Raw genomic sequence first — 12817 nt, forward strand, 5'->3', positions numbered from 1 at the left:
CCCCCTTTAAATTCAACCATAATAATACAATAATAACTTTACGTTGAGTAAGCTCAATCTGTCCATGCTTGTTTAACAAAGACCATTTTGCAGTGCTGTGAAGTTAGTCACTCTCGTTTATGATCGGCCCGTAGGATTAGTGCCCATTGAAATGGCTACAGTCTCTGTTCCGGGCTAATTCAAGCTACTGAACTTCAGGAGGCGAGTTGAGCAACTTGTTTTGGCTTGGCGACGCGCAGATGTCGTGCCGTGAGCCCTATTTCCCCAAGTTGCCACGGCAAACCAAGTGTTGATGGTCATAGATTTCTGAGCGGGATTTTCTTCTTCAACCGCAATGGCTTGTGTTGGTGGGGTGCGCCCAAAGAATACGATCTGCATAAGCTTCTACAAAACTGCTGGAGCCGTTGGAGTGATAAAGATTTCTCCGCTCAGATGATGGCGGGGCTATCTGCCGATTCCAACGAGATGAAGGCCGCGATGATCGACGCCACCTATCTGAAAACCCACCGCGCTGAGCCCAGTTTGAGCGTCAATTATGGAGGATCATGAACCGATCAGGGGGATCAATTTCCCGACGAACGGGGACCGCGTGGACCCCTGATTAACAGAGCCAAAAAGGGGCATGAATACCAAGCTGCATGCCATCTGCGATAGCCCGAGAAGTCCCCTCAACCTGTTCGTGATTGCGGGACAGATCAGCGATCACATCGGTGCATAGGCGTTGTTGAACAGCCTGCCGTAAGTCGAACGGTTATTCGGAGATCGCGGCTATGATGCGGATTGGCTTAGAGAAGCGTTGGACGACAATAGGATATGCGCGTGATCCCTCGTCGCAGACAGCGTAAAACGCCGGAGATGCGCGACAAGCGTAGGTGCAAATGGCACAACCGGATTGAGATCATGTTCGGCAAGCTAAAAGATCGGAGGCGTGTTGGAACTCGATACGACAGGGGCCCTATCCGCCATCAGCTCTCGTGCCCTTGTCATTTTCTAGCTATGGGTCCTGAGCCTAGACATGAAAGTTGCACAGGCTTTAGGCTGATCTAGCCCGGCACCTCTGATACATAGCGGTAGGGGCGACTTTCGTCCTTGACCCCGATGGGGTCCTGAGGGCAATGCTCCACTATCCGATGACCAACGGTCGTTCGGTCGATGTGCTTCTTCGTCTGGTGAAGGCGCTTCAAACGTCCGAGGCCCACAAAGATTGAGATCCCGGAGAATTGGCAGCCTGGTGAGGCGGTTGTTGTTCCTCCGTCTGCAACTGCCGATGCTGCAAACGCAAGGATGTCTGAAGACTTTGACATAAAGGAAATGATTTTCCGACCGGAGCGTTTTGCCTTCCGCAAATAAAGACACAGGAAAAGGGATATGGAAGACACGTGGATTACCAAGTTCAAGGGCCTCAGTCGCCTGCCTGCTGATATCCGGGCCGAACTTGAAGAGGGTAGTGAAATCATCTCGGTACCTGCGGGCACTCAGATATTTGCTCCGGGGCAAACTGCGGATAACCTCTGGTTGCTGCTTGATGGCACTGTCAAAGTGCAACAGAAATCCGAGTCTGGTAGAGAGGTATTTCTTTACCGAGTTCATGCAGGTGAAAGCTGCGTGCTGACGACGGCGTGTATGCTGGCGTTTGAAGACTATGCTGCCGAGGGCATGTCAGAGACCGATGTCAAAGCTGTCGCAATCCCGCGTAGGACATTCGACGATCTTGTCGCAAAATCACCGGTGTTCCGAGAGTTTGTGTTCACGGCTTATTCGCGTCGGATCACGGATCTTTTCACGCTGATCGACGATATCGTATTTAAACGGATGGATGTACGGCTGGCATCCCGCCTGCTTGAGCTTGCGGACCACAGGAATGCTGTTCATGCCACACACGCAGTGCTGGGAACCGAACTTGGAACCGCCCGAGAGGTTATTTCGCGCACCCTTTCAGAGTTTCAGCGGCGTGGTTGGGTTGAGCAATCAAGAGGTGAGGTCAGGCTTATCGAAAGAGAGGGGCTGGAACATCTGGTGAAATCCTCAGGCGCATAGCGCTGAATGACGTTCTACAAAAGAAATTGGCATGGTTCTTCAAAGTTGATCTTGAGTACGCAAACGGCGACGCCAACCGCTGCCCTCCGTTACGGCGATCACTCCGGGTCGCATTAACGCAGTCCCAGCATCTGATGCTTGAGCTCCTGTGAGTCTTCGCAGACCTTGCATTGGAATGAGCCCTTGACCGGGGCCTTGGGAACGCGCCGATAAGCATGCCGGAGATTGGCCCGCCTGCAAAGGACAGCATGTTTCCCGTTGGTGACCAAGTCACCAAAGCTCTGAGAGGGTCTGTGCAAATGTTCATCCATCGATTCTCGATGGAGTGAGACATGACCACCAATATGGGAAAATTCGACCGGGCGGCGCGGATCCTGATCGCAGCAGCTCTGGCATACTTAGCTTTGGCTACAAACCTGTTGGGCGCAGGTATTTTGTTCTGGCTGGCACTGATTGTCGCCGCGATTTTCACCCTTACTGCATTTGTGGGCAACTGCCCGGTCTACAGCATAATTGGCCTCAAGACCTGTCGGGACTGCTGATGATCGAAACCATGTTTACCCCGTGGATGTCGCTGACAGGTGGCGTTCTGATTGGCGTGGCATCGGTTCTGCTGATGTTATTGATAGGTCGCGTGATGGGTGCGACAGGCATTCTCGCCGGGCTGCTGAGGCCCGCTTCAGGCGATGACTTCGCATGGCGGGCTGTATTGCTGGCAGGGATGGTGACCGGCCCGATGGTGGTCTGGCTGACGTCGGGCCAGATGCCGACAGTCCAGGTTCCAGAATCCACCACAGCACTGGTTCTGGGGGGGATCATCGTCGGGCTGGGCGTGACCTTCGGTGCAGGTTGTACCTCGGGTCACGGAGTGTGCGGCATGGCGCGGCTGAGCCTCCGCTCGATTGCCGCGACGGGGACGTTCATGCTGTTCACCTTTGTCACGGTTTTCATCATCCGCCACGTGATTGGAGGATAAGCCATGAAGCTGATCGCAATCTATGTGACGGGTCTGATCTTCGGCGTCGGCATCTCGCTTTCGGGCATGGCAAACCCGGCTAAGGTTCTAAATTTCTTTGATGTTTTTGGTGCCTGGGATCCCTCTCTGATCTTCGTGATGGGGGGCGCCTTGGTGACGACGTTCATTGGCTACAAGCTGGTGTTTGGTCGGGCTGCACCGATGCTTGATCCCGCGTTCCACCTGCCATCGGCCACTGGGATCGATGCGAAGCTCCTCGGCGGCTCCGCTTTGTTCGGCATCGGCTGGGGCATTGCAGGGTTCTGCCCCGGTGGCGCGCTGCCCGCGCTCGGGACTGGCCGGTGGGAGGTCTTTACCTTTGTCGGTGCTCTCATTGTTGGCATCGCGGTTGCCAAGTTCCTGCAATCTGCGCTGACGCCCGATCTGCAAATCAACAATTGACGACCCTTCGGAGGAGAGAAGTTATGACCACCTATCCCGTCAACATGACCGTAAAACCTGACGTCTTTGCGTTCTTTGATCCGGCGACGAATACGATCAGCTATATCGTGAAAGATCCGAATTCCAACGCCTGTGCCATCGTCGACAGCGTCATGGACATCGACTATGCCGCAGGGCGCATCACTTTTGACCACGCGGATGAGCTGATCCGCGTGGTCACTGAAAAAGGCCTGCAACTGGAATGGATCATCGAGACCCATGTGCATGCCGACCACCTGTCCGCCGCGCCCTATATCCAGCAGAAGCTGGGCGGCAAGATCGGTGTGGGATCCAATATCACGGTTGTGCAGGACACGTTCGGCAAGGTCTTCAACGAAGGCACGGAGTTTCAACGCGACGGCTCGCAATTCGACGCCCTGTTCGAGGATGGCGATACGTACACAATCGGGACGATGCAGGCTTTTGCCATGTATACTCCCGGTCATACCCCGGCATGCATGGTGCATGTGATGGGCAACGCCGCTTTTGTCGGTGACACGCTGTTCATGCCCGATGGCGGCTCAGCACGCGCCGATTTTCCGGGGGGCGATGCAAGGGTCCTTTACGACTCAATCCAAAAGGTGCTGGCCCTGCCTGATGAAACCCGTTTGTTCATGTGCCACGACTATGGTCCGAACGGGCGCGACCTTGCATGGGAAACCAGCGTGGCTGAAGAAAAAGCCCACAATATCCATGTCGGGGGCGGCAAGACGAAAGAAGAGTTCGTCAGGTTCCGTACCGAACGTGACGCCACGCTGGCGATGCCGAACCTGATTATCCCTTCTCTGCAGGTCAACATGCGGGCCGGGGAAGTTCCAAGGGACTCGGACGGCAATCCGATGCTCAAGGTTCCGGTCAACACGCTCTAAGCGGCCAGAGGGAGGAAAGACATGGAATTCCGAACCATATCGCCCAAGTTTGCGGTCAGCCCGCAGATCACCGTTGACGACGTCAAGACAATCGCGGCGAAGGGCTTTCGCGCGATCATCTGTAACCGTCCCGATGGTGAAGGAGTTGATCAGCCGTCCTTCAAAGAGGTTGCCGCCGCCGCCGAAGCCGCGGGTATCGAGATGCGTTATGTTCCTGTGCAATCGGGCATGGTCAAGGATCAGGACGTTCAGTCATTTGGCGATGCGCTCGAAGACCTGCAGCGACCGGTTCTGGCCTATTGCCGGACCGGGACACGCTCGGCCACCTTGTGGTCGTTTCATGAGGCCAAAAAGCGTCCGATCTCGGAAATCCTGATGGCTGCCAAGGCGGCGGGGTATGACATGAACGGTGTTGCCCGTCGAATTGCCAATGGGGGCAAAACGCCGACCGATACCGGTGATGCCCATTTTCAGGTTGTGATTGTGGGTGCAGGTGCCGGTGGCATCTCGGTCGCGGCCAGCCTGAAAGCGCGGCAGCCTGATCTGGACATTGCGGTCATCGATCCGGCGGACATCCACTACTATCAACCCGGCTGGACCATGGTTGGCGGTGGTATCTTTGATGCGCAGACAACGGCGAAAACCATGGGCAGTCTGATTCCAAAAGGCGTCCACTGGATCAAAGCTGCGGTCGCCGCGTTTGAACCGCAGAACAACGCGGTTGTGCTCGATGGTTGCCGGGTGGTGAAATACGACCGGCTCGTAGTTTGTCCGGGTCTGAAGCTGGATTGGGGCAAGGTGGAAGGTCTTGAGGACACACTGGGGCGCAATGGCGTGACCTCGAACTATCGTTATGATCTTGCGCCCTATACCTGGCAGCTGGTGCAGGACATGAAACAGGGCCGTGCCATTTTCACCCAACCGCCGATGCCGATCAAATGCGCGGGAGCGCCGCAGAAAGCGATGTATCTATCAGGCGACGCCTGGTTTCGTCGCGGTGTACTTGGGGATATTGACATCCAGTTCATGAACGCGGGCGGGGTGCTGTTCGGGGTCAAGGACTATGTTCCGGCGCTAGAGCAATACGTGGAGAAATACGACGCCACGCTCAACTTCTTCCACAATCTGATGGCGATCGACGGACCGGCCAAAAAGGCGGTGTTCGAGGTGGCCAGACCGGACAGCGACGCAAGCACGATCGAGGTCGAATTCGACATGATCCATGTCTGCCCGCCACAGACCGCACCTGATTTTGTGCGGGTCTCACTACTGGCGGATGCGGCGGGCTGGGTCGATGTCGATCAGGCTACACTGCGCCACAAGAGCTATGACAACATCTGGTCGCTGGGTGATGTGATGAACGCTCCGAATGCCAAGACCGCTGCAGCGGCGCGAAAACAGGCGCCGACGGTTGCAGGCAATATCGTCGCTGACATCGCGGGTCGCTCGGCAGTGGCGCAATACGATGGCTATGGGTCATGCCCGCTGACGGTGGAACGTGGAAAGATCGTGTTGGCCGAGTTCGGCTATGGTGGTGCTTTGAAACCCAGCTTTCCGCGTTTCTTGATCGACGGGACAAAGCCCACTCGCATGGCGTGGTTTCTGAAAGAAAGCCTGCTGCCGCCGATCTATTGGAAGGCAATGCTGCGCGGCAAGGAATGGATGGCGCGGCCGGAAAAGCTGAATGTTGCAACGGAATAATCGATGGGTCTGTCTGCGTAATTTCCCCCGTTTCAATGCGTAGCGAAGCGCGGGCGGCGCCGTGGGCGTCGCCCGCCATCCAGATTGAAAGAGCAAGATGAAAGATCGACTTCGCCGATATGTCCCTGTTCTGGGCTGGGCGCGCAGCTATACGCGCGGCGCGTTTTCAAACGATCTGATCGCGGCGCTGATCGTGACGATCATGTTGATTCCGCAATCGCTGGCCTATGCTCTGTTGGCGGGGCTGCCTCCCGAAGCCGGCATCTATGCGTCCATTCTGCCAATTGTGCTTTACTCCATCTTTGGCACTAGCCGCGCGCTGGCCGTCGGGCCGGTGGCGGTGGTGTCGCTGTTGACGGCCACGGCCATTGGGCAGGTCGCTGAACAGGGCACGGCAGGCTATGCAGTCGCAGCCCTGACACTGGCCTTCTTGTCCGGCGCTTTTCTTGTGTTGATGGGTGTTCTGCGTCTGGGTTTTCTAGCCAACTTCCTCAGCCATCCGGTGATTGCCGGATTCATCACGGCCTCGGGGGTATTGATCGCGACCAGTCAGGTGAAACACATACTGGGTGTCAACGCACATGGGCACACGCTGCCTGAAATGGTCGGGTCAATATTTGCGCATCTGCCCCAGATCAATTGGATTACATTGGCAATTGGCGTGATTACGACCGGTTTTCTGTTCTGGGTACGCAGGCATCTTAAGTCATCTCTGCAGCGCCTTGGAGCCGGGCCAGTTCTGGCCGACGTTCTGACTAAAGCCGGGCCCGTGGCTGCCGTAGTTGCTACAACGGTTGCCGTTTGGGGCTTTGATCTGAACGCGCAGGGTGTGCAGATTGTGGGGGCTGTGCCGCAAAGCTTACCTCCGCTGACATTGCCCAGCTTTTCATCAGATCTGATCGAAGCGCTTGTGATTCCAGCGATCCTCATCTCTATCATCGGCTTTGTCGAAAGTGTCTCAGTCGCACAGACGCTGGCGGCGAAAAAGCGTCAACGTATTGACCCGGATCAGGAACTGATCGGTTTGGGTGCAGCCAACCTCGGGGCCGCGTTCACCGGAGGGTATCCGGTTACGGGTGGCTTTGCGCGTTCGGTGGTTAACTTCGATGCAGGGGCTGAAACCCCGGCTGCGGGGGCCTTTACCGCCATCGGCCTTGCCATCGCTGCGGTTGCGCTAACCCCTTTGGTCTACTACCTGCCCAAAGCCACACTGGCGGCGACGATTATCGTTGCCGTGCTCAGTCTTGTGGATCTATCGATCCTGAAAAAGACTTGGGATTACTCCTGCGCCGATTTCACGGCAGTTTCCGCAACTATTCTTCTGACGTTGGGCTTGGGCGTTGAAGTCGGAGTGGCGTCCGGAGTGGCGATCTCGGTTTTGCTGCACCTTTACAAAACCTCCCGCCCGCATGTGGCCGAAGTCGGTCTTGTCCCCGGAACCCAACATTTCAGGAACATCCAGCGTCATGATGTGGAAACCGTGCCTTCGCTTGTAACGCTGCGCGTTGATGAAAGCCTGTATTTTGTAAATGCACGTTTTCTGGAGACCTTCGTTCAGAACCGCGTGACCGATGGTGGTGCCGTTCGGAACGTGGTGCTGATGTTTTCTGCAGTGAATGAGGTCGATTTTTCTGCCCTCGAAAGCCTTGAGGCGATAAACCATCGGCTGACCGACATGGGGGTCGGTCTACACTTGTCCGAAGTCAAGGGACCCGTCATGGACAGATTGAACCGCACGCATTTCCCTGAGGTTCTAAATGGTCAAATCTTCCTGTCTCAATACGAGGCTTGGTTCAGCTTGAGAGCTTAAAGTACACCAAAAAGTCGAGCACAGTCAGTGTGGCACCGGACACCCAATGTGCGTGTGACGAGGATACGCAACAGATCTCGTGACCCGGTCTCCTAATATCAGGCCATAGTGTTCCGCCGTGACGATGGCGCAGTAGAGATACATCTATTCGCCGTAGCAAGGTTTCATTCATACTCCAAGATTTCAGCGTTGATAGCTTCTTCTATTGCGCTCGCACTGCGATCAGCCGCGAATACTTCGTCATCCTCGTATTCAAGGTGGCGTGGTCGACCCGCACGCCGCGTTCGGACATGATCTCTTCCGAGTCGTGATAGGACACCGCGTGCCGAAGATAGAAGAACATGGCATACAAAACTAAATCCTATTGAAAGTGGCAGCCTTTAAAAAAACGAAACTATGACCCGTCCGAAACTATTTATTCTAAGCAAATGCTACAACGGGCAACCGCGTTAATCTGAACCAAGAGATTGCGACGCAACTGAAGATTTTCCATTTTCGCAAATCAGCCCCGTGCTTTGGAACGGTACGCTCTGCATGAAGTTGTTAGGGGTTCTTTCGGGGCCTCCGACACAGCTGGCTGTGGTCCCATGGGTAAATGTGCAGCGACGTGGAAATTCACGGAAAGGTGAGGAAATCAACAATTGGAAAAAAAATATTACCAATTTAAAAAACTCAGACTATCTTGCGCCTGCATCGGCATGGCCTCGCACGGGCATGACGATGATCAAAGGGAGGAACACATGACCAAGAAGCTCATTACACGCCGCAGCGCATTCAAGACGATTGCTGGTGCAGGCGCGGCGTCTCTGGCGGCCCCTCACATTGCGACGGCTGCAGGAGAAGGAACCACTTGGAAGATCCAGACATCTTGGCCCGGGGGGATCGGGCTACAGACCTTCAAAGACTGGTGCGCCACAATCGAAGAAAAAACCGGCGGGGAACTTGCTTTTCAAGCCTTTGGTGCCAATGATGTTGTGGGTGATTTCCAGCTGGCCGATGCGGTGAAAAATGGCGTTTTGGACGCCATCAATCCGTTCACCATCTATTATCAAGGCATCATCCCCGCGGCAGTGTTCCTCAGCTCTTACCCGCTGGGGCTGCGTCAGCCGCATGAGTATGACACATTCTACTATGGCCTCGGTGGCATCGACATTGCTCGCGAATTGCTGGGCGCACAGGGGCTGCATTTTGTCGGTCCGGTGCATCATGGACCGAACATCATCCACTCGAAAGTTCCGATCCGTTCGATCGATGATTTCGAAGGCCGCAAGATGCGACTGCCCGGCGGCATGGTTGCCGAAGTATTCTCGGAACTTGGTGCTGAAACCACGGTTCTACCGGGGTCGGAGATTTTCCCGGCACTGGAAAAGGGCACCATCGACGTGGCCGACTTTGTTGGTCCTGCAGTGAACCATGCATTGGGTTTCAGCCAAGTGACCGATTACATCGTAATGGGACCGCCGGGCTTTATGTCGGTGTACCAGCCGGTCGACCTCATGGATATCACCGTCGGCAAGGCCGCATGGGACAAGCTAAGCCCGCAGATGCAGGAATTTGTCGAGATGGAAACCCATGTCTATTCCGATCTGCACCACGCCGCGATTCAGGCCGCCGATCAGGAAGCCTGGAAAAAATTCGAGGCCGAAGGCACCGAGATCACCCGCCTGTCGCAGGACGATGTCGAGCTAATGACCGAGATCGCCGTGCCGATCTGGTTCAAATACGCCAACCGCGACAAAGACGCGGCGCGGGTGTTCAAGATCCAGCTCGATTACATGATGTCCGGTTCGCTGGGCTATGTGACACCGGAGATGATCGAAGGTCAGACTCTGGACCTGTAATTCTCGGGCCACGTACCCTTCGGTCCGCGCAGGTTCTGCGCGGACCTAACTTTCCTTTGGACTTCGGAACGTAACATGCCAAGCGTCGATTTTACGCTGCCGCACTGGCTGTATTGGGTGGGTTTGGTCGCCTTTCCCGCTTTGGCCATGGTGCTGGCGCGCCGCACGCAACCTCAGACCCGCACCTATGGGCTGCCACTAGGGTATTTGATCCTGGTGACTGGTGGGATGCTGGGTCTGCATCGCTTTTATTTGCGCAATCTGCTGGGGCTCGTCTATCTGCCGGTCTTCCTCATGATCCTCTACGCCAACGGACAGGAGCGTGAGGCGCGGAACGAATTCTCCAATGCAATAAACGTGGTGCGCCAGGCCGAACGTGTGATCGAACGTGAAGCTGGCCGGGTTGAGACTGCCGAGGCTGAGCTGGATGAGCTAAGGGCTGCCGCTGAAGCCGCGCAAGACGGCACCGCTTTGCAGAAACGACGTGCCGAGCGGGCGCTGGACCGGGCGGAAAAAGCTATCAGTACCGGCCGCGAGCGTTTGGACGAAGCAAACGCCGATTTGCAAGAGGCGCAACCGCTTGCCGAAACCGCCGGCGCGACCCGCGCGATGTGGAGTTCGGTTGCGCGCTACGCCTTTTACACAATTCTGGCTTTCCTCGTTGTGGACGCCCTGTTGCTTCCCCGGCTTGTCAATCGCGCGCGGGAGAAAGCTGCAGTGGACCCCGACGAACCAGAGCTGGAAATCGACGAGGAAACCGCCGCCCGGGCAGCCGAGATGGACCCCGGTGCGCGGAAGGCCGATCATGAATATGCCGAAAACTGGATTGATCGACTGTCCTTATATGCAGGTGAATTTGTCAGCTATTGGGCGGTGATTGCGGTCTTTGTCTACTACTACGAAGTGATCGTCCGCTATGTGTTCAATGCACCGACCAACTGGGCGCATGAATCCATGTATCTGATGTTCGGCATGCAGTACCTGATCGCGGGCTCATATGCGATGCTGACCGAAAGCCACGTGCGTGTCGACATCTTCTATGCGCCGCTGTCCAAGCCCAGAAAAGCCTGGGCCGATCTGTTCACATCGATCTTCTTCTTCATCTTTGCCGGCACGTTGCTGGTGACGTCGTACATCTTTGCGATGGACGCAATCGCAGTGCCTACCGGCAATTCAGTTGTCTCGGAATGGGCGCGCGGCAATCTCGGCTTCTTCGAGATGTTCGGGGCGCTGACTTTTGGCGACTGGACGGATCCGAATGTCCGCTGGGGTGAGATCAGCTTCAACGAATGGGAAATCCCTCTCTGGCCGATGAAGTGGATGATGGTTGTGGGCGCGATCCTGTTGATTTTGCAAGGGGTGTCGAAACTGTCCAAAGACATCCGAACTATTGCACGGGGGTTCTGACCGATGGGTCTGGAAATGTCCATCGAGCTGCTGACGCTCGTAATGTTCGGGTCGTTGCTGGCCCTGCTGATGGCCGGTTTGCCGCTGGCCTTTGTGACCGGGGGGCTGGCTTGCGTCTTCTTGTTCCTTTTGGGAGACGCACGAGCCCTGAATATCGTGCCCAGCCGGATCTTCCCGCTGATGACGAATTATCAGCTGTCGGCGATCCCGCTATTCATCTTCATGGCTGCGATGCTGGAAAGGGCAGGGATCATCAACGACATGTTCGATGTGATCTACAAGGTTCTCGGCGGGCTCAAGGGCGGACTGGCGGCGGCGACCATTCTGGCCTCGACCGTGCTGGCGGCGATGGTCGGCGTGATCGGTGCGGCGGTTGTAACGATGGGAATCATCGCGCTGCCAGCAATGTTGAAGCGCAACTATGACCCAAAGATCGCTATGGGTTCGATCATGGCTGGGGGCACTCTGGGCATTTTGATCCCGCCATCGATCCTTGCCATCATCTATGCAGTTGTTGCTGAGCAATCTGTAGGCGAGCTGTTCATCGGCGCGGTGGTGCCCGGGCTGATGCTCTCGGGGATGTATATCCTCTATGTTGTGGTCCGGTCCTATATCAATCCGGTGCTGGGACCGCCGATCCCCGAAGATGAGCGGATCTCAAATCGCGAAAAACTGCGCCTGCTAAGCAAGATGTCAGCTCCAATCGCATTGATCGTCATCGTATTGGGGGTGATTTTCTCGGGCGTTGCCACGCCGGTTGAGGCCGCGGGCATCGGCACATTCGGTGCTTTTATCGTAGCTGCGATCCACAACAAACTGGACTGGCCCACGGTGCGTGAGGCCTGTGTAACTACGCTCAAAGCTTCGGCCATGGTGATCTGGATCATGTTTGGCGCGACCATCTTTGTGGGGCTTTACGTGCTGGAAGGTGGTCAGCAATTTGTGCAGGAGACGATGCAGAACGCTGGTCTGGGTCCGTGGGGCATTCTGATCGTCATGCAGATATTGCTGGTCGTGCTGGGCATGTTCTTGGACTGGGTTGGTATTCTGCTGCTGTGCGTGCCGATCTTCGTGCCGATCATCAAGGCGCTGGGTGCCGCAGCCTTTGGTTTTGATGACCCGAATGATCTGGTTTTGTGGTTCGGGGTTCTCTACCTCGTGAACATGCAGATGAGCTTTCTGTCTCCGCCCTTCGGTTATGCACTGTTCTACTTGCGTGGAGTTGCGCCGCCATCGATTCCGATGACAGATATCTTCAAAGCTGCGCTGCCCTTCCTGTTCTTGCAGATCGTCGGTCTGGTGATCTGCATGCTATTCCCATGGGTGGTGACCTGGTTGCCAAATCTAGTTTACGGTTAGGGCTTTGTCAGATCGTTTGTCGATCATCTTGCATAGCTGTTAACAGAAGTTTCGATGGTTAATTCCTGCGCCGGATATCGAAAGGTTAGGCGCAGGTGTTGCGGCAGGAACAGATGACATTGCCAGCTTCTTTGCGCACGGGCTTTGGTCGGGCGCGGCCAGAAAGCTGTGCTTTTGCACGCATGATTTTGGAACCCTGTTTTCGCAATATGGGGCTTTCACAGATATACAATGCGTAATTTTGTTATGCATTGATTGACTCTCGGACCCTAGATTTCTTATCCTGCACAAGTGCGGACGATCATAGTTAGGACAAACCTTGCCCGCTGAGATCACC

General features: G+C 55.6%; 12 protein-coding genes and 1 pseudogene. 12 read left to right on the forward strand and 1 reads right to left on the reverse strand.

Going from position 1 to position 12817, the window contains the following annotated elements; genetic code table 11:
- Positions 1 to 206: 206 nt before the first annotated feature.
- From ACR0AZ_RS13910 to ACR0AZ_RS13950, 9 genes and pseudogenes are all read left to right on the forward strand, one after another.
- Positions 207 to 1047, forward strand: a pseudogene (locus ACR0AZ_RS13910) (IS5 family transposase).
- Between the two features lie 162 nt (positions 1048 to 1209).
- Positions 1210 to 1350: a hypothetical protein gene (locus ACR0AZ_RS13915; protein WP_480667711.1), complete on the forward strand. Its 141-nt coding sequence runs from the start codon at positions 1210 to 1212 to the stop codon at positions 1348 to 1350.
- Positions 1351 to 1368: 18 nt separating this feature from the next.
- Complete coding sequence (locus ACR0AZ_RS13920) at positions 1369 to 2037, forward strand: Crp/Fnr family transcriptional regulator (RefSeq protein ID WP_480472133.1); 669 nt, start codon at positions 1369 to 1371, stop codon at positions 2035 to 2037.
- Between the two features lie 332 nt (positions 2038 to 2369).
- On the forward strand, positions 2370 to 2579 hold the full coding sequence (locus ACR0AZ_RS13925; protein WP_480472132.1) for a YgaP family membrane protein: 210 nt from the start codon (positions 2370 to 2372) through the stop codon (positions 2577 to 2579).
- Positions 2579 to 3013, forward strand: coding sequence for a YeeE/YedE family protein (locus ACR0AZ_RS13930; RefSeq protein WP_480667684.1), 435 nt, complete (start codon positions 2579 to 2581; stop codon positions 3011 to 3013). Before ACR0AZ_RS13925 ends, ACR0AZ_RS13930 begins: the two co-directional genes overlap by 1 nt.
- A 3-nt stretch (positions 3014 to 3016) precedes the next feature.
- Positions 3017 to 3454 (forward strand): DUF6691 family protein, encoded by a 438-nt coding sequence (locus ACR0AZ_RS13935; RefSeq protein ID WP_480472130.1) that lies wholly within the window; start codon positions 3017 to 3019, stop codon positions 3452 to 3454.
- Positions 3455 to 3477: 23 nt separating this feature from the next.
- A complete protein-coding gene (locus tag ACR0AZ_RS13940) occupies positions 3478 to 4362 on the forward strand; it encodes an MBL fold metallo-hydrolase (RefSeq protein ID WP_480667685.1) in 885 nt (294 codons plus the stop codon).
- Between the two features lie 21 nt (positions 4363 to 4383).
- Positions 4384 to 6063 (forward strand): bifunctional protein tyrosine phosphatase family protein/NAD(P)/FAD-dependent oxidoreductase, encoded by a 1680-nt coding sequence (locus ACR0AZ_RS13945; protein ID WP_480472128.1) that lies wholly within the window; start codon positions 4384 to 4386, stop codon positions 6061 to 6063.
- Between the two features lie 97 nt (positions 6064 to 6160).
- Positions 6161 to 7873 carry a SulP family inorganic anion transporter gene (locus ACR0AZ_RS13950; protein ID WP_480472127.1) on the forward strand — a complete coding sequence of 571 codons (1713 nt, stop codon included), beginning with the start codon at positions 6161 to 6163 and terminating at the stop codon, positions 7871 to 7873.
- A gap of 202 nt (positions 7874 to 8075) precedes the next feature.
- Here the strand turns inward: ACR0AZ_RS13950 and ACR0AZ_RS13955 are convergent, their stop codons facing one another.
- Entirely contained in the window at positions 8076 to 8216 is a 141-nt protein-coding gene (locus ACR0AZ_RS13955) for a hypothetical protein (protein ID WP_480472126.1), read from the reverse strand.
- A 397-nt stretch (positions 8217 to 8613) separates the two neighbouring features.
- On the opposite strand from ACR0AZ_RS13955, the gene dctP reads away from it, so the two are divergent.
- From dctP to ACR0AZ_RS13970, 3 genes are all read left to right on the forward strand, one after another.
- Positions 8614 to 9714: a TRAP transporter substrate-binding protein DctP gene (gene dctP, locus ACR0AZ_RS13960; protein ID WP_480472125.1), complete on the forward strand. Its 1101-nt coding sequence runs from the start codon at positions 8614 to 8616 to the stop codon at positions 9712 to 9714.
- Positions 9715 to 9789: 75 nt separating this feature from the next.
- A complete protein-coding gene (locus ACR0AZ_RS13965) occupies positions 9790 to 11121 on the forward strand; it encodes a TRAP transporter small permease subunit (protein ID WP_480667686.1) in 1332 nt (443 codons plus the stop codon).
- Between the two features lie 3 nt (positions 11122 to 11124).
- Positions 11125 to 12480, forward strand: a complete 1356-nt coding sequence (locus ACR0AZ_RS13970; RefSeq protein WP_480667687.1) for a TRAP transporter large permease — start codon at positions 11125 to 11127, stop codon at positions 12478 to 12480.
- Positions 12481 to 12817: the final 337 nt, after the last annotated feature.

This window comes from Ruegeria sp. BE3 (assembly GCF_056538865.1).